The sequence below is a fragment of the Neorhizobium tomejilense genome, from assembly GCF_964254135.1.
GTDB classification, from domain to species: domain Bacteria; phylum Pseudomonadota; class Alphaproteobacteria; order Rhizobiales; family Rhizobiaceae; genus Neorhizobium; species Neorhizobium tomejilense.
Genome location: NZ_CAXUSO020000001.1, coordinates 1,448,257 through 1,471,874, shown reverse-complemented (window position 1 = coordinate 1,471,874; position 23,618 = coordinate 1,448,257). Strand labels below are relative to the sequence as shown.

21 protein-coding genes are annotated in these 23,618 nt (G+C 61.1%); 10 read left to right on the top strand and 11 right to left on the bottom strand.

Annotation, left to right across the window (positions count from 1 at the left end; genetic code table 11):
* Positions 1-6 precede the first annotated feature (6 nt).
* Together ACSQ3G_RS07585 and ACSQ3G_RS07580 are read right to left on the bottom strand one after the other, a co-directional pair.
* Positions 7-1,185 carry a DUF1501 domain-containing protein gene (locus tag ACSQ3G_RS07585; RefSeq protein ID WP_105440487.1) on the bottom strand — a complete coding sequence of 393 codons (1,179 nt, stop codon included), beginning with the start codon at positions 1,183-1,185 and terminating at the stop codon, positions 7-9.
* A 3-nt stretch (positions 1,186-1,188) separates the two neighbouring features.
* Positions 1,189-2,661 (bottom strand): DUF1800 domain-containing protein, encoded by a 1,473-nt coding sequence (locus ACSQ3G_RS07580; protein ID WP_436109569.1) that lies wholly within the window; start codon positions 2,659-2,661, stop codon positions 1,189-1,191.
* A 326-nt stretch (positions 2,662-2,987) separates the two neighbouring features.
* Between ACSQ3G_RS07580 and ACSQ3G_RS07575 the strand changes: the two genes are divergently transcribed.
* From ACSQ3G_RS07575 to ACSQ3G_RS07545, 7 genes are all read left to right on the top strand, one after another.
* Complete coding sequence (locus ACSQ3G_RS07575) at positions 2,988-4,982, top strand: putative bifunctional diguanylate cyclase/phosphodiesterase (protein ID WP_436109568.1); 1,995 nt, start codon at positions 2,988-2,990, stop codon at positions 4,980-4,982.
* A gap of 84 nt (positions 4,983-5,066) precedes the next feature.
* A complete protein-coding gene (locus ACSQ3G_RS07570) occupies positions 5,067-5,411 on the top strand; it encodes a hypothetical protein (RefSeq protein WP_436109567.1) in 345 nt (114 codons plus the stop codon).
* Complete coding sequence (locus tag ACSQ3G_RS07565) at positions 5,366-5,968, top strand: HNH endonuclease (protein WP_436109566.1); 603 nt, start codon at positions 5,366-5,368, stop codon at positions 5,966-5,968. Before ACSQ3G_RS07570 ends, ACSQ3G_RS07565 begins: the two co-directional genes overlap by 46 nt.
* A 121-nt stretch (positions 5,969-6,089) precedes the next feature.
* Entirely contained in the window at positions 6,090-9,110 is a 3,021-nt protein-coding gene (gene uvrB / locus ACSQ3G_RS07560; protein ID WP_436109565.1) for an excinuclease ABC subunit UvrB, read from the top strand.
* Between the two features lie 37 nt (positions 9,111-9,147).
* A complete protein-coding gene (locus ACSQ3G_RS07555) occupies positions 9,148-10,329 on the top strand; it encodes a hypothetical protein (protein WP_436109564.1) in 1,182 nt (393 codons plus the stop codon).
* Complete coding sequence (locus tag ACSQ3G_RS07550) at positions 10,319-11,653, top strand: hypothetical protein (protein ID WP_436109563.1); 1,335 nt, start codon at positions 10,319-10,321, stop codon at positions 11,651-11,653. Before ACSQ3G_RS07555 ends, ACSQ3G_RS07550 begins: the two co-directional genes overlap by 11 nt.
* Positions 11,654-11,815: 162 nt before the next feature.
* A complete protein-coding gene (locus ACSQ3G_RS07545; RefSeq protein WP_436109562.1) occupies positions 11,816-12,256 on the top strand; it encodes a YqhG/Tai3 family protein in 441 nt (146 codons plus the stop codon).
* A gap of 184 nt (positions 12,257-12,440) precedes the next feature.
* Here ACSQ3G_RS07545 and ACSQ3G_RS07540 read toward each other — a convergent pair whose 3' ends face one another.
* The 5 genes from ACSQ3G_RS07540 to cysG all read right to left on the bottom strand — a co-directional run bounded on the left by ACSQ3G_RS07540 (position 12,441) and on the right by cysG (position 17,371).
* Positions 12,441-13,268 (bottom strand): ferredoxin--NADP reductase, encoded by an 828-nt coding sequence (locus ACSQ3G_RS07540; RefSeq protein WP_436109561.1) that lies wholly within the window; start codon positions 13,266-13,268, stop codon positions 12,441-12,443.
* Between the two features lie 147 nt (positions 13,269-13,415).
* Positions 13,416-13,925: a DUF934 domain-containing protein gene (locus ACSQ3G_RS07535; protein WP_436109560.1), complete on the bottom strand. Its 510-nt coding sequence runs from the start codon at positions 13,923-13,925 to the stop codon at positions 13,416-13,418.
* Positions 13,925-15,598 carry a nitrite/sulfite reductase gene (locus tag ACSQ3G_RS07530; protein ID WP_436109559.1) on the bottom strand — a complete coding sequence of 558 codons (1,674 nt, stop codon included), beginning with the start codon at positions 15,596-15,598 and terminating at the stop codon, positions 13,925-13,927. The genes ACSQ3G_RS07535 and ACSQ3G_RS07530 overlap by 1 nt, the downstream gene beginning before the upstream one ends.
* Before the next feature lie 7 nt (positions 15,599-15,605).
* Positions 15,606-15,920: a DUF2849 domain-containing protein gene (locus ACSQ3G_RS07525; RefSeq protein WP_105401274.1), complete on the bottom strand. Its 315-nt coding sequence runs from the start codon at positions 15,918-15,920 to the stop codon at positions 15,606-15,608.
* Positions 15,917-17,371, bottom strand: a complete 1,455-nt coding sequence (cysG, locus tag ACSQ3G_RS07520) for a siroheme synthase CysG (protein ID WP_436109558.1) — start codon at positions 17,369-17,371, stop codon at positions 15,917-15,919. The genes ACSQ3G_RS07525 and cysG overlap by 4 nt, the downstream gene beginning before the upstream one ends.
* 235 nt (positions 17,372-17,606) lie before the next feature.
* Between cysG and ACSQ3G_RS07515 the strand changes: the two genes are divergently transcribed.
* The 3 genes from ACSQ3G_RS07515 (at position 17,607) to ACSQ3G_RS07505 (ending at position 19,809) form a co-directional block, all read left to right on the top strand.
* On the top strand, positions 17,607-18,185 hold the full coding sequence (locus tag ACSQ3G_RS07515) for a deaminase (RefSeq protein ID WP_105401273.1): 579 nt from the start codon (positions 17,607-17,609) through the stop codon (positions 18,183-18,185).
* Positions 18,186-18,209: 24 nt separating this feature from the next.
* The gene (mazG, locus tag ACSQ3G_RS07510; protein ID WP_436111681.1) at positions 18,210-19,043 is read left to right on the top strand and encodes a nucleoside triphosphate pyrophosphohydrolase; all 834 of its coding nucleotides are present in this window, start codon (positions 18,210-18,212) and stop codon (positions 19,041-19,043) included.
* A 76-nt stretch (positions 19,044-19,119) separates the two neighbouring features.
* Positions 19,120-19,809 (top strand): methyltransferase family protein, encoded by a 690-nt coding sequence (locus ACSQ3G_RS07505; protein ID WP_436109557.1) that lies wholly within the window; start codon positions 19,120-19,122, stop codon positions 19,807-19,809.
* 18 nt (positions 19,810-19,827) lie between these two features.
* On the opposite strand, the gene ACSQ3G_RS07500 is transcribed toward ACSQ3G_RS07505, so the two are convergent.
* The 4 genes from ACSQ3G_RS07500 to ACSQ3G_RS07485 form a co-directional block, all read right to left on the bottom strand.
* Positions 19,828-20,847, bottom strand: coding sequence for an acyltransferase family protein (locus tag ACSQ3G_RS07500; RefSeq protein WP_436109556.1), 1,020 nt, complete (start codon positions 20,845-20,847; stop codon positions 19,828-19,830).
* 138 nt (positions 20,848-20,985) lie between these two features.
* Entirely contained in the window at positions 20,986-22,359 is a 1,374-nt protein-coding gene (gene hflX, locus ACSQ3G_RS07495; RefSeq protein ID WP_205412913.1) for a GTPase HflX, read from the bottom strand.
* Between the two features lie 43 nt (positions 22,360-22,402).
* The gene (gene hfq / locus ACSQ3G_RS07490; RefSeq protein WP_007757453.1) at positions 22,403-22,645 is read right to left on the bottom strand and encodes an RNA chaperone Hfq; all 243 of its coding nucleotides are present in this window, start codon (positions 22,643-22,645) and stop codon (positions 22,403-22,405) included.
* Between the two features lie 107 nt (positions 22,646-22,752).
* Complete coding sequence (locus tag ACSQ3G_RS07485; protein ID WP_436109555.1) at positions 22,753-23,616, bottom strand: D-amino-acid transaminase; 864 nt, start codon at positions 23,614-23,616, stop codon at positions 22,753-22,755.
* Positions 23,617-23,618: the final 2 nt, after the last annotated feature.

The window sequence follows — 23,618 nt, the reverse complement described above, 5'->3', positions numbered from 1 at the left end:
GCCCGCCTACCCCCTCAGATAGGCCGAGGACGTATCGAAACTCAGGCCGGGAAAGACCTTGGCGGTGAGAGTGTCCGGCTCGATGCCGAACTGCCTGTAGAGCATGGCGGCGGCGACCTCGCGCACGTCGCCGGTCGGCATCAGGTCACGGCGGTCGAGCAGCTTGTCTTCGGAAAGGCCCGGCCATTTGCCCAAAACCTTGCCGCCGGGGATCGCTCCGCCGGCGAGCACCGCTAGCCCGCCGGTTCCGTGGTCGGTGCCCTTGGTGCCGTTTTCGCGTGCCGTGCGGCCGAATTCGGTCATCGCCAGCACGACTGTCTTCTTCCAGGCGTCTTCGCCGAGCGCTGCCTTCAGCGTGAGGATCGCGGTTGAGAGATCGCCGACCGCTTTTTTGAACTGCCCCTGCTGGCCCACATGGGTGTCCCAACCGTTGATCGAGAAGCTGGCGATCCGGTAGTCCTCGCGCAACATGCCGCCGGCAAGCCGCGCGACGTCGGCAATACCCGCGCCACGCTTGCTGTCGGCGTAAAGGGAGTCCGCCGATATGTCGGTCTTCTTCGCCTCCTCCATGGCTTTCGCAAACGCCGGATCGCCGGCATAGAGGCGGTCTAGAAAGGCGATCTCGTCTTCGGCAAGCGCGAAGTTGCTCTGGGACGACCAGGAGTCCGCCTCGTTCGGACCGCTGAGGATCAGTTCCATCGAGGTATTGATGTCGATCGCCTTGCGGGCGTTCGAGCGCGGGATGACCGCGAGCGTGCGGTTCAGCCAGCCGGTGCGCTCGCCCTTGCCGTTGCCGCCGGTCTCCAGCATGTCCTGACCATCGAAATGGCTGCGCTGGTCCCGATAGGGCGTAGAGACCGCGTGCACGAAGGAGAGTTCGCCCGCCTGCCACAACGGCATTAGCGCGGAGGCCGCCGGATTGAGCCCGAAGAAACCGTCGAGATCGATGAGGCCGGTATCGGGCCTCAAGCCCAGCTTCGGCCTCAGCGCCGCATAGGCCGGATCGCCGTATGGCTGGACGAAATCGAGCCCGTCCATGGCGCCGCGCAGGATGATGGTCACGAACCGGTTGTCGCCCGGCATCGCAGCAAAACTCACCGGCGTTATGATGGAGGCCCCCGCCGCGCAGCAGGCGCCGGCCAGAAATCCGCGGCGAGACAAAGGAAAGCCGTGTTGAAAGCTCATTTCCTATCTCCTGTTGAATTCAGGGGACGCCAGCACCATCGTGATGCCGTGAACCTTGTTGGGTGCTTGCGCAATGATCCCGCTGGTCTCCGGATGCGCGGCATCGGCAAGTGCGGCCTGAAGGAAGACGGAAGGCTCCATCTTCTGCCCGAAGATACGCGCAACCATTCGCGACCATGAAATCCGCTCGCTCAGTTGGCTCGGGGTCAGCCATACGCCGGCTTCGTCCGCAAAACCTGCGGGGCTCGGCGGCTGCCAGATCGGCTGGCCCATGCGCTGCAGGGCGCCGAGCGTCAGGGCATTGGCGCGCCCCGCCTTCTTCTTGGTGTCTTCCCGCGCCGCCATGCCGGTCAGGTCCATGGCTTTCTGGACCGGGTTCTCGTCTTCGTCGCCGTCGTCCATGTCGCGCAGCAGATTGCCGAAATTCCTCTCCGGCAGATCGAGCGCGCGGAAGCCGGAGACCACGAATTCGAACGGCTGCTTGATCTTCCGGCCGGGATCCGACCAGGCACGCGGATGGGCGAGCATGGCGCGATAAACCTCGGTCAGATTGCCGCGGCTCTTCGTCCAGGCCACAACCATCGCCGCGACCATCTCCGCGGGCGCGTCGTCGGCGACGAAATGGCGGACGAGCTTGCCGCAGATATGCTGCGCGGTCTTCGGGTTGGCGGCCAGGTCTTCGAGCATCAGCACGTGGTCCTGGCCATCGCCCTCGTCGTCCCGATAGGTCCGGCCGAGCAGATTGACGGGTCCCGCCTCGGCGAACCGAGGCTGATAGACGACCTGCATGGCGCGATTGTCGACGGAAAGTCCCGTCAGGATCAGCGCTGCGGCCCGAACGTCCTCCTGGGTATAGCCGCTGCCGGCGCCCAGGGTGTGGAGTTCGAGCAGCTCGCGGCCGAGGTTTTCATTGAGCCCGCGGCCGTTCTTGCGGGCGGCAACGGAGTCAGGCCCGACGCTCTGGTCCTGGTCGAGATAGATCAGCATGGCCGGATGCAGGATGGCGGCGGACAGCAGCCTGCTGAAGGAGCCGCCGAGATTGGGGCGGATCGCCTGCGCTTCGTAGAGCGGCACGATCATCCGCATCGGCAGCGACTTCATTACGCTGGTCGAGAAATGGTCGACCCAGAAACTCGCAAGGCGCTCATAGAAACCGAGCGGCGAATGGATCGCCTGGGCAAGCCGCGCCATCGCATCCTGCCGGTAGATGCGCCGCGCCTCGCTCTGGGTCGCCTTGCGGACGTCTTCGTTCGGATTGCCGGCCTTGCGGGCTTTCGCCTCGGCGGCAAGGAGCGAAACGACACGGGTTGCCGTGTCTAGCCGGCCAGCTATACCTTCGCGCGGAAAACGGGGCTTTCCGGAAGCCCCTTCCTCGATCTGTCCCAGCAGCGCCTCGACATCACGGGGCGGCTCTTCGCCGGGACGAAGACCATAACCGTACCGGATGGCGGCCAGGGTCGGGGTGGGAAGAGCCATTGAATCACTCCTCGTTGGACCCCCTTAGAGTCCCGAAAAAATGTGGTGGAAACCAACAGGAATTGCGGCCATTTCGTGACATGGACAATTTGTAATTCGTGACAGCGACGGAAGTTCCAGCGCTACGGGAGAAATCGAATCTACGGCACTACCGGGCTATCGGAACAATCCAAGAGCATCCGCCCAATATTGAGGCGCCACGAACGGCCGATTACCTTTTCATTCAGGATAACCCGGTTGGGTTGAAGAAGATCCCTCGAATGCAAGACTTTCTTATCGCCGCCATTGGATACTGCCGGCATCGGAACTCCAGCACAAGCAGATCGATGGAAGCCGAACTCAGAACAGGTCAAATCGACCCGGCCCTCGCACTGGACGTGAAGCGAGCACAGGCTTCGACCATGCTCGAACGCCTGACCTCGACGCTTGCCACCAATGCCGCGATATCCGCTTCGGCGCTTTTCGTCACCACGATCGACCGTGGCCTGACCCTTTCGGCCGGCCTCTGGTTCACGGCGGTGATCGCAAGCCTGGTCCTGCGTGTCGCACTGGCCTCGATCCTGACGCGTTGGGAAACCGTGGAACATGCTCCGCAGCAGGCACTGGATGTGCTGACCTTCGGAGCGCTCGTCAGCGGCCTCGCCTGGGCGGCTCTTCCGCTGACCGTGCCCGATTTCAATGCGCTTGGCGGAGATAGCGGCCTCTATCTGATCATGTGCGGCATGGCGACCGGCGCGGTCCTCATGGGCGTCGGACACAACCCGGTTTCCCTCGCCTTCGCGATACCGCCCAACATCTCGGTGATGGCCTCGCTTGCCGTCAGCGGCGGCGCCGGCGGCTGGCTCCTCACCATCGACGTCGTGGCGCTGACGATGGTACTGATCCGCAGCAGCCGCACCAGCGAGGCGACATTCGTCGGCAACGTGCTTGGCAAACTGAAGGCGACGGCGCTTGCCGATTCCCTCTCCAGTGCCAATTCGAACATCCTGCGCGCCAACTACCGGCTGGAAGTGCTCGCCAATTGCGATCCGCTGACCGGGCTCGCCAACCGAGCCGCCTTCAATACCGCCCTCGATACCGGAATTTCCGCCGCCCGCGCCGCGGAGGAGCAACTGGCCCTCCTCATCCTCGATCTCGACCGCTTCAAGACGGTCAACGATACGCTCGGTCACAGCGCCGGCGATGCCCTGCTCGTCGAGGTCAGCGACCGGTTGCGCTCGGCCGTCGACGGCCGGGGCACCATCGCCCGGCTCGGCGGCGACGAGTTCGCGATCATTCTCGGCGGCTCCGATGCGGGGAAACGCGCGCGCGACCTGGCGGCAGGCATCCTCGATCGCAGCCGGCAGCCGGTCATGCTCGAAGGCCAGCCGACCGTGGTCGGCACCTCGATCGGGCTTGCGTTTTTTCCGCTGCATGCGGATACCGCCGAAGACCTGTTCATCAGCGCCGACATGGCGCTCTACCGGGCCAAGGACGGCGGCCGGCGCCAGTGGCGCGAATTCGAGCCCGCCTTCCGCTCCCAGGCCGACCGCCAGAACCAGATCGAGCACGAACTCGCCGACGCGCTGGATGCCGGCGACGTCGAAGCCTGGTTCCAGCCGCAGGTCGACCTCGCCTCCCAGGAGATCACCGGTTTCGAGGCGCTGGTGCGCTGGCACCATCCCTATCTCGGGCCGATCGCGCCGCCGGAAATCGTCGCCGCAGCCCAGGCCGCCAATCTTGCCGACCGGCTGACCGCGACCATCGCCGAAGCGGCCTGCGGCCTGCTGACCCGCCTGCCCGCGCTCGGCCTGCCGCGGGCGACCGTCGCCATCAACGTCTCGCCGCGCGAGTTCGACCTCTACTCGGTCACCGACGTGCTCGACCGCATCACCGCCGCCCACCGCATCGATCCGGCGCTGTTCGAGATCGAGATCACCGAAGAGGCGATCCTCGACACGCTGGTCGCCGGCGAGCAGCTGAAGCGCATCGAGCGATCCGGCTACAAGCTCGCGGTCGACGATTTCGGTGCGGGCCATTCCTCGCTCGCCTATCTGGTGGCGCTCAAGGTCGACCGGCTGAAACTCGACCGCCGCTTCATCACCAACGTCCATCTCAGCCGCCAGAACCAGGAAATCGTCGGCGCCATGGCCGGGCTCGGCCGGGCGCTGTCGATGGAAGTGGTGGTCGAAGGCGTCGAGAGCGAGGAGGAGGCCAAGGCGCTGAAAGCGCTCGGCTGCGAATTCGCCCAGGGCTATTTCTTCGGCCGCCCGATGCCGGCCGAACGCATCCCCGGCTGGATCGAAAGCCGCCGCGCCGTCATCCAGCGCCAGGTGGCGTAGGAAAACTGTCCAAACCTCATAACAAGCCCTTGAGGTTGGCCGGAACCTAACGATAGGTTTGGCTCAATCAGGTATGGACACGGTATGGTCAAAGCCATTTTCTATCACAAGCCCGATAGCGCCTATAAGGATGTAACCGGAGTCCAATATCACTTTCCGAAGATGTACTTATCCAGGGTGCTCCAAACTGTCGGGGACTGGATTGTCTACTACGGCCCGATCCCCGGGATGGGCAGCCGCTATTATTCCGGCCTTTCTCAGGTCGTTGCTGTTGAACCCGATCCGGATATGCCTGACCATCACTATGCGTTCCTCTCTGGCTACATGGATTTCGACAGGCCAATCGGCTACGTCGAGCGGGGCGGCTTCGAGAAAAACTCGTCATGCCTGACGGCTCGATCAACAGCGGCCGAAGTGTCCAAGCCGTGAGGCTCATCGAGGATCGAGAATTCGCAGCCATTGTCGCAACTGGATTATCTGACCCAGACGAATGGCCGCAACGGACCGACTCGATCGATGGAGCCCACTCACCGGACGCGATGGAAGAGCCGGAACAAGCGCCCTATCTGGCAGGCGCCTATGAACGCCCAATCATCTCGCAGACCATCAACCGTCCATTCCGGGAGGCGAAGTTCCGCCAACATGTACGCAAAATCTACGACCGAACATGTGCTTTTACCGGCCTACGCCTCACCAACGGCGGTGGGCGCCCCGAAGTTGAAGCAGCTCATATCATTCCGGTAGAACGTGGAGGCAACGATTCCGTGCAGAACGGCATCGCGCTCTCCGGCACCGTCCATTGGATGTTCGACCGTGGTCTGTTGTCGCTTTCGGACGAGTATCGGATACTCTGCTCGCGGCAACTGAACGCGGATGTGTCCCATCTCCTTGTCAGCGACATGATAGCAAGAGTTCCGTCGGAGAAGCGGCTTCGGCCTCATCCGCACTATCTTGAATGGCACCGCGGGAATGTCTTCAAGCAATAGGCTTCAGGGCCGACGAACGCCGGCGGCTTGCCGTCTTGCCCCAAAAATCCGTTTCCCTTTTGTACTCGTTTTGTGACCTGCCCCTCTTCACTTTCGCGACGAGTCTCTCCATATTCGCGGCATGGCCAGATCACCGAAAAAATCGCCCGCCTCGAACCCGAAAAATCACAACGGTTTCGAGGAGGCCCCGCAATCGTCGTTCGAAGGCGCGCCTCTGCAAGGCAGCGTATCCGACTGGGTGAAGCAGCTCGAGGCGGAGGCGGAAGCGTCGGGCGTCGAGACGCAGCGCGAGATTGCCTCCAAGGCCGGCAAGCATCGCAAGAGAATAGAGATCGCGGCGCGTGAGGAAGCCATCAAGGCCGCCAAGTCGGCCCCGACGACGGCCAAAAACACCACTGCCTCGAAGACCGCCCGCGGCGTGTCGATCGGCGCCTCGTCGGATCCGAAGACGCGGGCCCGCGCCGGGCTCAACCCGGTCGCCGGCATGGATACGTCGCTGGAGGATGCCGAAAACCTCGCCTCCGGCGCGGTCACCGCCACCGTGGAAGCGCTGTCGGCGCTGATCGAGAGCGGCAATCCGCTGTTCAAGGACGGCAAGCTGTGGACGCCGCACCGCCCCGCCCGGCCGGAAAAATCCGAGGGCGGCGTCACCATCCGCATGGCGTCCGACTACGAGCCGGCCGGCGACCAGCCGACCGCCATCCGCGACCTCGTGGCAGGCATCAACGACAACGAGCGCTCCCAGGTCCTGCTCGGCGTCACCGGCTCGGGCAAAACCTTCACCATGGCCAAGGTAATCGAGGCGACCCAGCGCCCGGCCGTGATCCTGGCGCCCAACAAGACGCTGGCGGCGCAGCTCTATTCCGAGTTCAAGAACTTCTTCCCGGACAACGCGGTCGAATATTTCGTCTCCTATTACGACTATTACCAGCCGGAAGCCTATGTGCCGCGCTCCGACACGTTCATCGAGAAGGAATCGTCGATCAACGAACAGATCGACCGGATGCGCCACTCCGCCACCCGTTCGCTGCTGGAGCGCGACGACTGCATCATCGTCGCCTCGGTCTCCTGCATCTACGGTATCGGCTCGGTCGAGACCTATACGGCGATGACCTTCCAGATGTCGGTCGGCGACCGATTGGATCAACGTCAATTGTTGGCAGACTTGGTGGCCCAGCAATACAAGCGCCAGGACCTGAATTTCGTGCGCGGCTCGTTTCGCGTGCGCGGCGACACGATCGAGATCTTCCCGGCCCATCTTGAGGATGCCGCCTGGCGCATCTCGATGTTCGGCGACGAGATCGATGCGATCACCGAGTTCGATCCGCTCACCGGCCACAAGGTCGGCGACCTGAAATCGGTGAAGATCTACGCCAATTCGCATTACGTCACCCCGCGCCCGACGCTGAACGGCGCCATCAAGGCGATCAAGGAAGAGCTGAAGCTGCGCCTCGCCGAGCTCGAAAAGGGCGGCCGCTTGCTCGAAGCCCAGCGGCTGGAACAGCGCACCCGCTACGATATCGAGATGCTGGAGGCGACCGGCTCCTGCGCCGGCATCGAGAACTATTCGCGTTATCTCACCGGCCGCAATCCCGGCGAGCCGCCGCCGACCCTGTTCGAATACATCCCCGACAACGCCCTGCTGTTCATCGATGAAAGCCATGTCTCGGTCAGCCAGATCGGCGGCATGTACCGGGGCGACTTCAGACGAAAAGCGACGCTCGCCGAATACGGTTTCCGCTTGCCGTCGTGCATGGACAACCGGCCGCTGCGCTTCGAGGAATGGGATGCAATGCGCCCGCTCACCGTCGCCGTCTCGGCGACGCCCGGCAACTGGGAGATGGAACAGTCCGGTGGCGTGTTCGCCGAACAGGTGATCCGCCCGACCGGCCTGATCGACCCGCCGGTGGAAGTCCGTTCCGCCCGCTCCCAGGTCGACGACGTGCTCGGCGAAATCCGCGAGACCGCCGCCAAGGGGTACCGGACGCTCTGCACCGTGCTCACCAAGCGCATGGCCGAAGATTTGACCGAATACCTGCATGAACAGGGGGTTCGCGTGCGCTACATGCACTCGGACATCGACACGCTGGAGCGCATCGAGATCATCCGCGACCTGCGCCTCGGCGCCTTTGACGTCCTGGTCGGCATCAACCTTCTGCGCGAGGGCCTCGACATTCCCGAATGCGCCTTCGTCGCCATCCTCGACGCCGACAAGGAAGGCTTTTTGCGCTCGGAGACGTCGCTGATCCAGACCATCGGGCGTGCCGCGCGTAACGTCGACGGCAAGGTCATCCTTTATGCCGACAAGATCACCGGCTCGATGCAGCGCGCCATGGACGAAACCGCCCGCCGCCGCGAAAAGCAGATGGAATACAACACCGCCAACGGCATCACGCCGGAATCGGTGAAGGCACGGATCTCCGACATCCTCGACTCGGTCTACGAGCGCGACCACGTCCGCGCCGACATTTCCGGCGTCTCCGGCAAGGGTTTTGCGGATGGCGGCCACCTGGTCGGCAACAACCTGCAGGCCCATCTCAATGCGCTCGAAAAATCGATGCGCGACGCCGCCGCCGACCTCGACTTCGAAAAGGCCGCGCGCCTGCGCGACGAAATCAAACGCCTCAAGGCCGCCGAACTCGCCGTCATGGACGACCCGATCGCCCGCGACGAAGCCCGCGCCGTCGAAGGCGGCAGTGGCAAGGGCGGCAACGGCAAGGGCGGAAACGGCAAAAGCGGAGCAAAACCTCGCCGCGAGTCCCCTTCTACCCAAGGGGGAGAAGGTGCCCGAAGGGCGGATGAGGGGGAAACCACACCCTCGACCTCCCTTTTCGCCAAACCCAACCTCGACGACATGGGCCGCGACATCGCCGAACCCGCCAAGCCATCGCTGTTCCGCAAGAACGACCTCGACGAAATGACCGTCGGCCGCACCGAAAAACCAGTCACCGGCAAGCTTCCGCCGAAACCGTCATCCTCAACCTCTCTGCCGTCATCCTCGTCCTCGGGTTCAACCCGAGGATCCACCGACGATCCCCGCCCCCTCGTGCGCGGCAAGGTCGGTGCGGGAAGTTATGAGGATGCGGGCGAACAGAAGCGGAAGAGCCGGACCAAGGGGAAGACGGGGCGGCCGGGGCGGTAAGCCGCGTGAACTTTAGGGACCAAGAAATTCAAAAGCAATGAGTGAGGCGGTATGCCTCCAACAGCATAACAACATCAAGGCTAATGCTACTTTTGGATTGAAAGAACTGCGCAAAATTGCAATATGCTCCCCCACATCCCGAAGTAGCAGAGGACGTTTCGTGGTCGAGCATAAAACGGTGTCAATGCAGGAATCTACAACGGGCGCCGTTTCACAGTTTCTCGACTACGAGGGATGTGAATGTCTCCAATCAATTAAACTGCTGGCTTTTCTCTCTGGCGCGCTTCAGCGCTATGAAGAAGAAGGCGTCGTCTTAAATCCAAAACTCGTGCTGTGTAACAGCATTGCTGATTTCGCAAAGGCGCTGCCTGGCGGGAAGTTCATTGTAATTGGAGAAGATTCTTACTCAGGGGAGTCCGGCAAAAAAATATTGAAGCAATGTGCCAATCTAGCGGCGGCTGGATGGGTAATTTTTGTGGAGCGGAGAGAGGACGGAAGCAATGTTAAATTTGGAGTTCTTTCCTTTCTTGAAAGTCCTACATCACTTGATTTAAGAGAGATGGTCTCCCTGAGCGCGCAGCCCGGTTTCGTTGTTGTCATTGAAAAAATAGACCCTAAGACGGTGCTCATGACGGGAGCTCGCGGCAATACCCTCAGGATCGCTTTTTCAACAACACGCACCGCAGATGAAGAAGGCTTAGCCCTGCAGAAATTCAGTATCGCGTGCACTTCAAATACCACTACTGATGGATTTTCGGTATATTTTCGAAATTTACTAAATAAATCCCTGAATATGAGCCATGGAAGCATTCTCGTATGCCGTCAAGCAAACGACATAAACAAGGTTAGGGGGATGAATGATGCAGTGAAGATTACCCCTCCTCTTAATCTACATGCGGCCTTTAATTCCTACAGAACAATAAATAGCTCCGAATCTATACTTGAACTTCAGCGATCGGAAGCTTTGCTGGTTGGAATGATGCAATCTGATGGAATAGTTGTGTTCGATGAAGAAGGACAAGTAACTGCTTATCGCGTCTTCTATAAGGAAGTTGCTAAAAAGCGCGGCGAAAAGGATGCCAAGACGACGCCAGTTGGAGGTGCACGGCGTCGAGCATTTGAGGGCGTTAAGAGTCTTGTGGGTTCCGAACTAAAGTGCGCTCTATTTAGATCTCAAGATGGTTTGACCGTTTATCAGGGAGCACAAAATGCCCAATGATCAAATTGCTCTCTGGAAAGCGAACAATGCCCCAGCAATTCTTGATTCGGTATCTGACCCACAACAAATAACCGCCCGCGCGCTCCAATTACGGGACCGAGAGCGGCATCAAATCGCAACTAATTTTGCAGCAGAGAACTTCGAAGTCGCTTCCACGTATGTTTGGACGCGGACCATGGCTCTACTTAAGCGGCAACTCAGTGCTCTTGGCTCTGAATTTATAGGCGAATTGCTTCAGCGGCCGGAAATCGGTGAGTTTACGGATATTGCAACCGCCATCTCCGACTCCGAAGCAATTTCCTTGGCGCTCGACCTCGGAATGATTAGCCCGCTTCAGAGCAAGCGTCTCTTTCACTCGCAGGAAATCGTAACTTATTTCGCAGGGCTGAGTGGGCATGAAGAAAATGGCTACGAAGAAGAAATAATGACTAGGGAGGACGCTATCTCATGCCTGCGAGTATGCGTTCAAGGGGTATTGGGCCATGAAAATATAGGTGCAGCCGAAGATTTCAAATTATTCAGGAATAAATTGGCTTCAGAGACTCTTACGGTTGATAGCCCCGAGCTTATCCGTCTACGCGCCTCCCCATATTTCTTTGTAAGGACAGCAGTCAGCGTATTGATGTCCCTGTTTAGATCGGCAAAGGGTGCGCAACTTGAGCATACTGCCAGGAATGCATTGCTGATTGTGCCGGAGTTTTGGCCGAATCTTAAAGATCCAGAGCGGTGGCAGATAGGTCAGGTTTACGCTGAAGAGTACAATGAAGGTCGAAAAGACAGCCTAAAAGGGCTTCATACCGTCCTCGTTAGAGTATCGGGATTTGACTATGTTCCTGAAAATCTCCGATCTTCAACATTTATGAAAGTTGCGGCAAGTGTAATTGCCGCTCACGAAGGCCATGACAATTTTTACAATGAGCCCGCTCCAATGCGCGAACTGGCAAATCTCGGGAGCTCCATTCCCGGACCGGCATTTGCCGCATGTATGACAGCTGCTCTTTGCGTGAAACTTGGGAATCGCTGGGGTCTTTCCCGAGCTGCCCAGGGCTCTGCGGACCTTTTACTTGAAGGTATTTCACCAGAAAGGTGGCTGCACTACTTCGATGGGCGCTTAGAGGAGGATCGACGCATTCTCTATAAGCTTGATGAAGACAAACCCGCAAGACGTTGGATAGATCTAATAGCGTCTTTGAACATCGACGTAAGTAGCATCAAGTCGAAATCGGTGAAAAGGCTCCTCAAAGCGACGCAGGATGGACAGATACCCCGGGTAGCGGAGATATCACGTGGCATGTATCGATCGGCGATTGGGATGAAACAGTAAACGCTTAGTTGAAATTTCAATCCGAATGTTGCTAACCAGCTAATAGACTGGATGGGAAGGTAACAGCCCTTGAACGTAACCTTTAATACTCACTCCCCCCTATCCTTCCACCCCTCCATCCCCTAATCATCTCCTTACATCCAAACGGGAAACGACTCACCCATGCGCATGCCGGCCATCGTTTTCGGACTGCTGTTTTCCCTGCTGGCTGCGGCCGGCGCCGAGGCGCGGGTCTACAAGTCGCCGCAGGCCCTGATCAAATCGCTTTATGCCGACACGATCGACCCGGCCGAGGACGATGCGCCCTCGCCCTATTCCGCCTATTTTTCCGATGCGCTCAACGAGAGCCTGACGGCGAATGGCGGGGCGGTGGATTTCGATCCGATCCTGGCCGGACAGGATGGCGTCGCCAGCAATATCCAGCTTTCCCCGCCGATCGTTTTCGGCGACACGGCCGAGCTGGAAGTGTCCTTCCGCAACGGCAAGCTGTCGGCGACGCTCTTCTATACGCTGGTGCGCGAAAACGGCGGCTGGAAGGTGGACGACATCGCCGACCAATCCGGCGACGAACCCTGGAGCCTTCGCGACCTGCTGGGGCAGTAGGGGGCGATCTGGCGCAGCCACACGTCCCCTCATTCCTGTCCTTGTGACAGGAATCCAGCAGCGCCGTCTCGGTGGTGCAGGGGCCGCGTATGCCGCACCGCCCCCGGCCCTTCGCTTTGGCTCAGGGCGTTCGAGGCTCAAAACGCTCCACTGGAGCGTTTTGCCGGCCGCAGGCCGTCGCCTCTCACCCCACAAATGCCCGTTCGATGACGAACTCGCCGGGCTTGTTGTTGGAGCCTTCGACGAGGCCGGCCTTTTCGAGCAGGTCCTTGGTGTCCTTCAGCATCGCGGTCGAGCCGCAGATCATGCCGCGGTCGACGGCCGGGTCGAGCGCCGGGACGCCGAGATCGGTGAACAGCTTGGCCGACTCGATCAGGTCGGTGATGCGGCCGCGATATTTGAAATCCTCGCGGGTCACGGTCGGGTAATGCTTGAGCTTGGTGCCGACGATCTCGTGCAGAAATTCGTGGTTGTTGATCTCGTGCACCAGGTCGAAACCGTATTTCAGCTCGGCGATGTCGCGGCAGGTATGGGTGAGGATGACCTCGTCGAACTTTTCGTAGGTCTCGGGGTCGCGGATCAGGCTGGCGAAGGGCGCGATGCCGGTGCCGGTCGAGAACATGTAGAGCCGCTTGCCGGGCGTCAGCGCATCGAGCACCAGCGTGCCGGTCGGCTTCTTGCGCATCAGCACCGTGTCGCCCGGCTTGATCGCCTGCAGGTGCGAGGTCAGCGGTCCGTCCGGCACCTTGATCGAGAAGAACTCGAGTTCCTCGTCCCAGGCCGGGCTGGCGATCGAATAGGCGCGGTAGACCGGCTTGTCGCCGACCATCAGGCCGATCATCGCGAACTCGCCGGAGCGGAAGCGGAAACCGGCCGGCCGCGTCATGCGGAAGCGGAACAGGCGGTCGGTATAATGCTCGACGGCGAGCACCGTCTCGGCATAAACGCCGTCCGGAATCTTTGCCTGAACCTGGGCCACTGCGAATTCTTCCGTCTTTGCTGGAGCGTTCATGCCTATCGGTCTCTTCGTCTCGTCGTTCTTCGCAAAAGCGAAATATACCATCTGGTCCCGCATTTGAAGGCATCCGCGTGCCTTTGTCGCGGGCCTTTCAGAAAATATGTGCGGGAAATTCACCTTTCGGCCGGTCGTTCCCCGGCCTCAGGCCGTCACGGTGCGGCGCCGCCAGCTGTAGCCCTCGCCCTTTTCGGCGTGGCGGGCCGTCGGCTGGTAGTGTTCGGCGATGCCCGGCAGCCGGCCCTCCTCGAGCCGCTTCAGCGCCGTGGCGTTCTTCACCGAAAAGCTGTCTATGCCACAGCGCAGCATCAGCGGCACCTGGTCGATCAGCACGTCGCCGACCGCGCGCAACTCGTTCCTGTAGCCGAGCCGGTCGCGCAGCAGCGAGGCATGCGAAAAGGCGCGGCCGTCGTTGAAGGCCGGGAAATCCACCGCGACGATCTCGATGCGGTAGAGATAGGGTTCGAGCTTGCGCACGTCGTCCGCCGGGCGGATCAGCACGCCGAGGCCGACGTCGTTGCTCTCCTCGGCGCGGGCGATCATCTCGTCGAGCGGCAGCAGCACCTTCTGGTCCTCGGTCGCCGTCACCTCTTCGGTCTCGATCACCCAGGGGTCGTTTTCGACGAAGCCGGTTTCTCTCCAGAGTCTGGTCATCACGCCGCCTCCGCCTTGGCATCGCCATAGAGCGCTTCCTTGAAAGGCTGCGGCCCGACACGGCGATAGGCTTCGAGGAAGGTCTCCTCCTTGGCGAGGCGAAGGCCGAGATAGGTGTCGACGATGGTTTCCACCGCGTCGGTCACCTTGTTCGGCTCGAAACCGCGGCCGATGATCTCGCCGATCGAGGTGTTCTCGTCGCCGGAACCGCCGAGCGTGATCTGATAAAGCTCGGCACCCTTCTTCTCGACGCCCAGGAGGCCGATATGGCCGACATGGTGATGGCCGCAGGCATTGATGCATCCGGAAATCTTGATCTTGAGCTCGCCGATCTCGGCCTGGCGCTCCGGCGATCCGAAGCGGGTGGAGATCTCCTGCGACAGCGGGATCGAACGGGCATTCGCCAGCGCGCAATAGTCCAGCCCGGGACAGGCGATGATGTCGGTGATCAGCCCGGCATTGGCGGTCGCGAGATTATGGGCGACCAGCGCCCTGTACAGCGGCTCGAGATCGGCCAGCGCCACATGCGGCAGGATGACGTTCTGCTCGTGGCTGATGCGGATCTCGTCGAAGGCGAACTCTTCCGCCAGATCGGCGATCGCGTCCATCTGCACGTCGGAGGCGTCGCCCGGAATGCCGCCGATCGGCTTCAGCGAGATGGTGACCATGCCGTAGTCGGGATGTTTGTGCGGCTTGACGTTTTGATCGACCCAGCGGGCGAAATTCTCGTCGGTCTTTTTCCAGCCGGCGAGCTGCGGCCAGCCTTCGGCCCGGTCGGGAAGAGCCGGCGGCGCGAAATAGGCGGCGATCGCCTGGATGTCTTTCTCCGGCAGCTTCAGCTCGGTGCCCTGCAGGTGGGAGAATTCCTCCTCCACCTGGCGGGCCAGTTCCTCGGCGCCGGTCTCATGCACGAGGATCTTGATGCGCGCCTTGTACTTGTTGTCGCGGCGGCCGTGCAGATTGTACACGCGCATGATCGCGGTCGTGTAGGAGAGCAGGTCTTCCTCGGGAAGAAAATCCTTGATCTTCTTGGCGATCATCGGCGTACGGCCCTGCCCGCCGCCGACATAGACCGCAAAACCGATCTGACCATCCTCGCTCTTCTTCAGGTGCAGGCCGATGTCGTGCACCTGGATCGCGGCGCGGTCGCGGTCGGCGCCGGTGACGGCAATCTTGAACTTGCGCGGCAGATAAGAGAATTCCGGGTGGACCGAAGACCACTGGCGCAGAATCTCGGCGTAAGGCCTGGGATCGGCGACTTCATCGGCGGCAGCACCGGCGAAATGGTCGGCGGTGACGTTGCGAATGCAGTTGCCCGAGGTCTGCAGCGCATGCATCTCGACGCTTGCGAGCTCGGCCAGGATATCCGGCGTGTCGGAGAGTTTCGGCCAGTTGTACTGGATGTTCTGGCGGGTGGTGAAATGCCCGTAACCGCGGTCATACTTGCGGGCGATATGGGCGAGCATCCGCATCTGCTTGCCGTTCAGCGTCCCGTAGGGGATCGCGACGCGCAGCATGTAGGCGTGAAGCTGGAGGTAGACCCCGTTCATCAGGCGCAGCGGCTTGAACGCGTCCTCGGCCAGCTCACCGGCGAGGCGGCGGCCGACCTGATCGCGGAACTGCTCCACGCGGCTCGAAACAAAAGCGTGGTCGAATTCGTCGTAACGGTACATGACTTCCTCAAACTGCGATGAAGGCCGGATCGGCGGGGCGGTAACCGGCAGCATATTCCATGGTCGGGCCCTGGGCACGAATACGTTCGCGAAGACGCAGCGGCCAGAGCTTGCCGTCCTGCTCCTGCACGTCGATGACAGCGACGTCAACAACCAGGTTTTGCGCAAAATCGCGCTTGCCGATCGCTTCCAGCGAGGCCACGGCCTCGGGATGGCGCGCGACGATCGCGTCCTGCAGGTTTTCCACCCACTGGCCGTTCGCATCGAGCCAGACGGCGATGCCGTCGGAAAGGCGGTTGGCGGTCAAAACCTTGTCGGTCATCTTGTCTGTTCCATTTCCTCGCGAACCGGCATCTTACCATGGGAAAGCGGTTCGGACTTTTCGAAATTCGCACCGGCGACGGCTTCGCCGATGATCACCATGACCGGGCCGGAAAGATCGTCGCGCGCTTCCAGGTCCGGCAACTCGCGAAGAACGCCGTGGAAGAGCCGGCGGTCGGCGCGGCTGGCGTTCTCGATCACGGCGACGGTGGTTTCCGGGGCAAGGCCGGCGCCCATCAGCCGTTCGGCGACGGAGGCGGCGACCGTGCGGCCCATATAGACGGCGATCGTCGCGCCGGAGATCGCAAGGCTCGCCCAGTCGGGCAGAACGTCGCCGGTCAGGTCATGGCCGGTGGTGAAGATCAGCGACGAGGCAACGCCACGCAGCGTCAGCGGCAGCTCGAAATCGGCAGCTGCGGCAAAAGCGGAGGTGATGCCCGGTACGATCTCGTAAGTGACACCGGCGTCGCGGAGCGCTGCCATTTCCTCGCCGGCGCGGCCATAGACCAGCGGATCGCCGGACTTGAGGCGCACGACGCGCTTGCCTTCGCGGCCGAGCCTGACCAGCAGCTTGTTGATTTCGTCTTGAGACTTCGAATGGCAGCTTTTGCGCTTGCCGACCGACAGGCGCTCGGCATCGCGGCGGCCCATGTCGACGATCGCCTGCGGCACCAGCGCGTCAAAGACGATCGCATCGGCTTCCATCAGCACGCGCTGGGCACGCAGCGTCAAAAGATCCTCGGCACCCGGGCCGGCCCCGACCAGCCAGACATGACCTGCGGCGCGACCGGTGGTCGACAGCAGCGCATTGGCCGAGCGGCGGGCGGTGGCGATATCGTTGGCATCGACGGCGCTTGCGACATCGGCCGAGAAGAAGCGGCGCCAGAAGATCCGGCGCGATACGCCGCGCGGCACCAGGCGTTCGGCGGCATCGCGATATTCCGCGGCGAGACGGGCGAGAACGCCGAGCGATGGCGACAGCATCTGGTCGATGCGGGCGCGGATCATCTGGGCGAGAACCGGGCCGGCGCCCTCGGTGCCGATGGCGATCGCCACCGGCGCGCGGTTGACGAGGGCCGGCGTGTAGAAGTCACAGAAATCGGGCTGGTCGACGGCATTGGCCGGGACCTTTTCGGCGCGGGCCGCAGTGACGATCGAACGATCCAGGGCCGCGTCGCCGGTTGCGGCAAACACCATCACCGCGCCCTTGACCTGATCTGCGAGCTGATCCGGCGAGAAATCCGAATGACTGGTTTCGATGCCCTGAGCGGCCAGCCAGCCGGCATAATCCTGATCAGGTGCGGAGACGTAAGCAACGATGTCCGCATCGGTGTTGCGCAGCAGCCGGGCCTTGGCATAGGCTTCGTCGCCATTGCCGAACACGACAACGCTCCGTCCGCTGACGCGGAAGAAAGCCGGGAAGACCGACAGGCGTTGTTGGCTTGGAGACATGCGGTTATCCTGAATCATATAACTGCAATATCCACAATAAGGCATCGGAATTGAAGGAATGGATATGCGAAGTGGATTGGGAGCCGGTATTTCTGTTTTACGATCAACCGGTTCTTGAGCAAAAGCCACCACAGACGATATTTCTCCAGTATTTCTGTAGACTACAGTGTTTTTTGCCCCGATCCTTTCGTTCCGCGCCATAAACTGCCTAGACACCTTGCAATAAAGAGTTCCCATGACAATCGCCGCCCGCCTTCTCGACGTCATCGAAAACGACATCCTGCCCCTGACGGAAAAAGGCGTCGCCGCCGGCAACAAGGTTTTCGGCGCGGCGATCCTCAAGAGATCCGATCTGTCGCTGGTGATTGCCGAAACCAACAACGAGCTCGAAAATCCGCTGTGGCACGGCGAGGTGCACACGCTGAAGCGCTTTTACGAAACCACACGAGATCTTCCCACCAAAGACCTGATTTTCCTCTCGACTCACGAACCTTGCACGATGTGCATGTCGGCGATCACCTGGGCCGGTTTCGACAATTTCTACTATTTTTTCAGCCACGAAGATTCGCGCGACGCCTTCGCCATCCCGCATGACCTGAAGATCCTCAAAGAGGTTTTCGGCCTGGAGCCCGGCGGTTACCGGCGCAACAATGCCTTCTGGCATTCCTACGCAATTGCCGATCTGGTCGAGAGCGAAGACGAGCCGCTCCGTGCCGGTCTCAAGACCCAGACCAGCCGGATCAAAGCCCGATATGACGGGCTTTCCGGCGTCTACCAGTCCGGCAAGGACAAAAACACCATTCCGCTCGCCTGACATCCGGCATTGAAGGACAAGATGATGGAAGCATCGAAGGATATTTCGCGGCTGATCGAGATCATGGCGGCGCTCAGGACACCCGTCACCGGCTGCCCCTGGGACCTCGAACAGAATTTTTCGACCATCAAGCCCTATACGATCGAGGAGGCCTATGAGGTCGCCGATGCGATCGAGCGTAACGACATGAACGATCTCTGCGAGGAGTTGGGCGACTTGCTGCTGCAGGTGGTCTTCCACGCCCGCATGGCCGAGGAAGCCGGCGAATTCTCTTTCGGCGACGTCGTCCAGGCGATCACCGAAAAGATGATCCGCCGGCATCCGCATGTCTTTGCCGTTTCGGATGCCGCGACGCCGGATGCGGTGAAGCTGCAATGGGACGACATCAAGACGGAAGAGAAGCGCGAGCGGGCAGAGCGGCGGGCACGACGGGGCATTACGGAAGATTTCAAGGCCGGATACCTGGGCAGCGTCCACCGCAACCAGCCGGCCCTGACCGAGGCGTTGAAGCTGCAGCAGCGGGCGGCAAAGGTCGGCTTCGACTGGTCGGCGGCCGAACCGATCCTCGACAAGATCGAGGAGGAGATCGGGGAACTGCGCGAAGCTCTGCGCGACGGAAACCAGGACAAGGTTACCGACGAACTCGGCGATCTCATCTTCGCGCTGGTCAATATCGGCCGGCATGTGAAAGCAGATCCGGAAGAGGCGCTGCGCGGCACCAATACGAAATTCAGGCGGCGATTCAATTATATAGAAACATCTCTTCAACAATCGAATGAGACGCTGGAAGCTGCCACGCTGGAACGCATGGAAGAACTCTGGCAGGCCGCCAAGGCGATCGAACGGAAGCTCGGCTGACGGTCCCGCCCGACCTCTTGATCGCCGCAGCAAGGAGATTACCTACTTCCCGATCATATCAGATCGGGACAGTGACATGCAGGAGCAAAGCAATCGGCTCGGCCTGCGAACGGCCAAGATCACCGCAATCTTCATGGCCTTCCTGGCAATCCTGATATTCGCTTGCGCGGGCACGTTGGACTACTGGCAGGCCTGGCTCTACCTGGCGAACTTCACCGCCTGGACGATCGGAACCGGCTGGTATGTGGTGACGCACAGCCCCGAGCTTGCGGAGAAACGGCTGAGCGCCGGGCCGGGTTCGGAAACGCTGCCCGCGCAGAAGCGCATCCAGGCTTATAACAGCGTGGTAATGCTGACGCTCTATGTGGTCTCCGCTCTGGATTACCGTTTCTCATGGTCGTCCACGCCGGTTGCACTCGTCATTGTCGGAAACATTCTGACCGCTCTCGGATTTGCGGGCTGTCTCGCCGTCTTCCGGCAGAATTCCTATGCCTCGGCGACCGTGGGCGTACAGCCCAGCCAGAGCGTCGTCTCCGACGGTCTCTACGGTCTTGTGAGACATCCGATGTACAGTTCCGCCATGTTTCTTTTCTCAGGCGCCCCGCTTGCGCTCGGATCGCTCTGGGGACTGCTACTCGTGCCGCCTATCGTCGGCGGACTGGTCGCCCGACTGATCGATGAGGAAAGGCATCTGCGGGCCGAATTGGAGGGCTATGCCACCTATTGCGAGCGCGTCAGATACAGGCTGGTTCCGGGGGTCTACTAGGCCGCTATCTGCGGCTCCCTACGCTGTTCGGCCGGCGGCGACGACTTTCTCCATCCGGTTCTGGAAGAGACGGTTGAGCGCCGTTCGGGAGGGTTTTTCCACCAGGTAGAAGCTGGCGAGTGCGGCCAGCACGGCGGCTAGGATCAGCAACGGGGTCGGTGCCGCGCCCTCGCGGTAAAGCTTGTAGAAGGGCTGCTGCCACAGATAAAGCGAATAGGACCACAGGCCGGCATAGGTGAGCACCTTGGCCGACAGCATCTTGCGGAAGACCGGCGCCGCGCTGTCGATCGTGGTGATCGACAGTGCCAGCATGGCGGTCGACAGGCCGAAGGAGAGGACGTGAAACGGCATCCCCTTCGCCACGACCGCAATCAACAGCGCCAGCGGCGAGACCCACCAGGGAGCCTGGCGGTTGCGCAGGAATAGCCAGAGGCCGCCGGCGATGAATATGCCTGCCACGGAGACGTCGCTGCGCCAGTGGGTATAGAGAACGCTTGCGCCGAGTTCCGTGCGAATGAGGCCATTCAGCATGGCCGCAGCGCCGAGTGCGACGATCAGAGCCCCGACAGGAAACAGTCTGCGGCGCGACAGGAACGCGACGCCCGCCAGAAGAACATAGGCATGTTCTTCGACGCATAGCGACCACAGGTGATCAAGCAGCGCCACCGGATGGGTATAGACCATGGCGTAGTTGATCGTGAACGTCAGCGCCAGCAATGCCGCGACAGGGCCGTGCGAAATCTCGGTGCCCTGGAAGGCAAGGGTCGTGATGACGACGAACGCGAAGAGCGCCGGATAAATTCTTGAGAAACGCCTGAAAAAGAAGGTCGGCAGTTCCGCCCGCTTGACGAACAGAATTTCCGACATCAACCGCCCGGACAGAACGAAAAACAGGTCCACCCCGAAGGTACTGACGCCGGGCCAGAAATCATCGATCCAGAAATGGCCCACTATCACGAAGAGTACCGCAATACCTCTCCACCCATCCAGGTAGTCCAGGTGTGCTCCGGTCTCTTCCCTCGGTGGATTTTGTATCATCGCGAAACCCGTTTTTGCTGCCCGCGGATGATAATACCGCAAGAATCGTGGCCGTCCTCGTCGGCTCATGTTGCACCGCAAAAAACCGGCAACATCATGACGCTGCCGGCGGTTGCCGAAGTTGCGCGCAGCGCGCTCCTATCGCTCCCAGTCTTCCTTGTCCGGTTTCAGGCCATTGCCGAGCTTGCGCTCCAGTTCGGCTGCCTCGGCCTCGGACATGCGGACATCCAGAGTGACGGAGCCGTCCTCGTTGTCCTCACGGCCGTCGACGACGGAATTGCTGTAGACCCAGGAGACGAGGCCGAGCTTTTCCGGCGGGATGGTGATCGAGGTTTCGGTCAGCACGCCGGAGAGACGTTTCGAGATCTCGTCCATCAGGGGCTCGACGCCCTCGCCCGTGATCGCCGAGACCGCCATGACGTTCTCGCGGCCGACGGCGCGTTCGGCGATCGCCTCATGGGCTTCCGGGTCGAGCCGGTCGATCTTGTTCCAGACCTCGATGATGCGGGCTGCCGCTTCCTTCTCGTCGATGCCGAGATCGGCAAGGATGCGCATCACGTCGCCGGCCTGGGCGGCATTGTCCGGGTCGGACATGTCGCGCACATGCAGGACGAGATCGGCCTCCAGCACCTCTTCCAGCGTGGCGCGGAAGGCGGCGACCAGATGGGTCGGCAGATCGGAGATGAAGCCGACCGTATCGGAGAGGATCACCGTGCGGCCATGCGGCAGCTTCATGCGGCGCAGCGTTGGATCGAGCGTCGCAAACAGCATGTCCTCGGCAAGCACGCCGGCGCCGGTGATGCGGTTGAACAGCGTCGACTTGCCGGCATTGGTATAACCGACCAGCGCCACGATCGGGTGCGGCACCTTGCGGCGTTTGGCGCGGTGAAGCTGACGGGTGCGCACGACCTGTTCGAGTTCGCGCTCCAGCTTGACGATGCGTTCCTGAAGCAGCCGGCGGTCGGCCTCGATCTGGGTTTCGCCGGGGCCGCCCATGAAGCCGGCACCACCGCGCTGGCGTTCAAGGTGGGTCCAGCTGCGGACCAGGCGGCCCTTCTGGTAATTGAGATGCGCCAGATCGACCTGCAGCGTGCCTTCCTTCGTGGAAGCGCGGCGGCCGAAGATCTCGAGGATCAGGCCGGTCCGGTCGATGACCTTGGCCTGCCATTCCTTTTCGAGATTGCGCTGCTGCACCGGGGTCAGCGGATGATCGACGATGACGAGGCCGGCGTCGTGCTCGTCGAGCAGCGCCTTGATTTCCTCTATCTTGCCGCTGCCCATCAGCGTTCCTGGGCGCGGCTGGCTGATCGGTACGATCAGCCCCTGCACGATCTCGAGGTCGATCGCCTTGGCAAGGCCGATCGCCTCTTCGAGGCGGGCTTCGTTGGAGCGCTGCGGCGCGGGTGCCTGGCTAGAGTCGCCCTGCCCCGCCTTCGACCGTGCCTGCTTGAGGACCGGCACGATGACGAGTGCGCGCATATCGTCCCGGCGCTTTTCAGCCTCCGGGACCATGGATTCTTTAGACGTATCGCGATTTGAAATCTGTTCTGTCCTGTTAGGCCGCATTCTCTTCGGTTTCGAACATCTGCATGGGCTGGCCCGGCATGATGGTCGAGATCGCGTGCTTATACACGAGCTGAGAGTGGCCGTCACGGCGAAGCAGGACGCAGAAGTTGTCGAAAGAGGTCACGACACCTGTCAGCTTGACCCCGTTGATCAGGAAAATCGTCAGGGAAATCTTCTGCTTGCGAACGGTATTAAGAAATAAATCCTGCAGGTTCTGAGAACGTTCCGCCATAGCGCCGCTTCTTTCTTTTTTGCCGGCCAATAAGCCGGGATCATGATCAAGCTTGATAAGAGGCGACCGGAAAGCGCCCCGTGCTTCCCTTCCCCGATGTTTGACTATCAAATCGTCGTCTTTTCCGCAACGTCGAAAAAGGTGTCGCGTATACTTGACGATACGGTGCCCGGATGGCCATTGGCCACTGGCTTGTTGTCGATTTCGACGATCGGGACGCAGATCCCGGTGGCGGAGGTGAAAAAGACCTCGCGCGCCGCCAGCATCTCTTCCGTCTTGAACTCGCGCTCGACCACCTTGAGCCCGAGCTTTTTGGCGACATCGATGAGGGTCGTGCGGGTGATTCCCTTGAGAATGCCGTGTTCGGCCGGCCGGGTGACCAGCTCGCCATCCCGCGTGACGATCCAGACGTTCGAAGAGGCACCTTCCATGACGATGCCGGAACGATCGATGAAGATGGCGTCCTGAGCGCCGGCCTCCTTCGCCTGCTGCTTGGCAAGCACGTTCGGCAGCAGGCCGACCGTCTTGATGTCGACGCGGTCCCAGCGGTTCTCAGGCAGGGTGATGACCTTGATACCACTGGCATATTTTTTGGCGGCGGCCGAAGGATCGGTGCTCTTGGCGGTGATCGTGATGGTCGGCGGCGTGCCCTCGGCGGGGAAGTAGTGGTCGCGGCGGGCGGCACCGCGGGTTACCTGCATGTAGAAGATGCCGTTCTTCACCCGGTTGCGGCGGAGAACTTCTCGGATGACGAAGGTGAGCGCCGCGCGGCCCATCGGCGCTGCCATCCTCAGTTCACCCAGCGACCGGTCGAGGCGGTTGAGGTGGCGGGTCAGGTCGACGATCATGCCGTGGCGCACTTCGCAGACCTCGTAGACGCCGTCTGCGAACTGGAAGCCACGATCCTCCACATGCACCGCGGCGTCGGAATGGCGAACATATTGTCCGTTCACATAGGCAATTCTCGACATCG

Excerpts from the sequence above, each read along its gene's own strand:
- ACSQ3G_RS07585 (WP_105440487.1), bottom strand. The coding sequence starts at position 1,185 with ATGAGCTTTCAACACGGCTTTCCTTTGTCTCGCCGCGGATTTCTGGCC.
- ACSQ3G_RS07580 (WP_436109569.1), bottom strand. The coding sequence starts at position 2,661 with ATGGCTCTTCCCACCCCGACCCTGGCCGCCATCCGGTACGGTTATGGT.
- ACSQ3G_RS07575 (WP_436109568.1), top strand. The coding sequence starts at position 2,988 with ATGGAAGCCGAACTCAGAACAGGTCAAATCGACCCGGCCCTCGCACTG.
- ACSQ3G_RS07570 (WP_436109567.1), top strand. The coding sequence starts at position 5,067 with ATGGTCAAAGCCATTTTCTATCACAAGCCCGATAGCGCCTATAAGGAT.
- ACSQ3G_RS07565 (WP_436109566.1), top strand. The coding sequence starts at position 5,366 with ATGCCTGACGGCTCGATCAACAGCGGCCGAAGTGTCCAAGCCGTGAGG.
- uvrB (WP_436109565.1), top strand. The coding sequence starts at position 6,090 with ATGGCCAGATCACCGAAAAAATCGCCCGCCTCGAACCCGAAAAATCAC.
- ACSQ3G_RS07555 (WP_436109564.1), top strand. The coding sequence starts at position 9,148 with ATGAGTGAGGCGGTATGCCTCCAACAGCATAACAACATCAAGGCTAAT.
- ACSQ3G_RS07550 (WP_436109563.1), top strand. The coding sequence starts at position 10,319 with ATGCCCAATGATCAAATTGCTCTCTGGAAAGCGAACAATGCCCCAGCA.
- ACSQ3G_RS07545 (WP_436109562.1), top strand. The coding sequence starts at position 11,816 with ATGCGCATGCCGGCCATCGTTTTCGGACTGCTGTTTTCCCTGCTGGCT.
- ACSQ3G_RS07540 (WP_436109561.1), bottom strand. The coding sequence starts at position 13,268 with ATGAACGCTCCAGCAAAGACGGAAGAATTCGCAGTGGCCCAGGTTCAG.
- ACSQ3G_RS07535 (WP_436109560.1), bottom strand. The coding sequence starts at position 13,925 with ATGACCAGACTCTGGAGAGAAACCGGCTTCGTCGAAAACGACCCCTGG.
- ACSQ3G_RS07530 (WP_436109559.1), bottom strand. The coding sequence starts at position 15,598 with ATGTACCGTTACGACGAATTCGACCACGCTTTTGTTTCGAGCCGCGTG.
- ACSQ3G_RS07525 (WP_105401274.1), bottom strand. The coding sequence starts at position 15,920 with ATGACCGACAAGGTTTTGACCGCCAACCGCCTTTCCGACGGCATCGCC.
- cysG (WP_436109558.1), bottom strand. The coding sequence starts at position 17,371 with ATGTCTCCAAGCCAACAACGCCTGTCGGTCTTCCCGGCTTTCTTCCGC.
- ACSQ3G_RS07515 (WP_105401273.1), top strand. The coding sequence starts at position 17,607 with ATGACAATCGCCGCCCGCCTTCTCGACGTCATCGAAAACGACATCCTG.
- mazG (WP_436111681.1), top strand. The coding sequence starts at position 18,210 with ATGGAAGCATCGAAGGATATTTCGCGGCTGATCGAGATCATGGCGGCG.
- ACSQ3G_RS07505 (WP_436109557.1), top strand. The coding sequence starts at position 19,120 with ATGCAGGAGCAAAGCAATCGGCTCGGCCTGCGAACGGCCAAGATCACC.
- ACSQ3G_RS07500 (WP_436109556.1), bottom strand. The coding sequence starts at position 20,847 with ATGATACAAAATCCACCGAGGGAAGAGACCGGAGCACACCTGGACTAC.
- hflX (WP_205412913.1), bottom strand. The coding sequence starts at position 22,359 with ATGGTCCCGGAGGCTGAAAAGCGCCGGGACGATATGCGCGCACTCGTC.
- hfq (WP_007757453.1), bottom strand. The coding sequence starts at position 22,645 with ATGGCGGAACGTTCTCAGAACCTGCAGGATTTATTTCTTAATACCGTT.
- ACSQ3G_RS07485 (WP_436109555.1), bottom strand. The coding sequence starts at position 23,616 with ATGTCGAGAATTGCCTATGTGAACGGACAATATGTTCGCCATTCCGAC.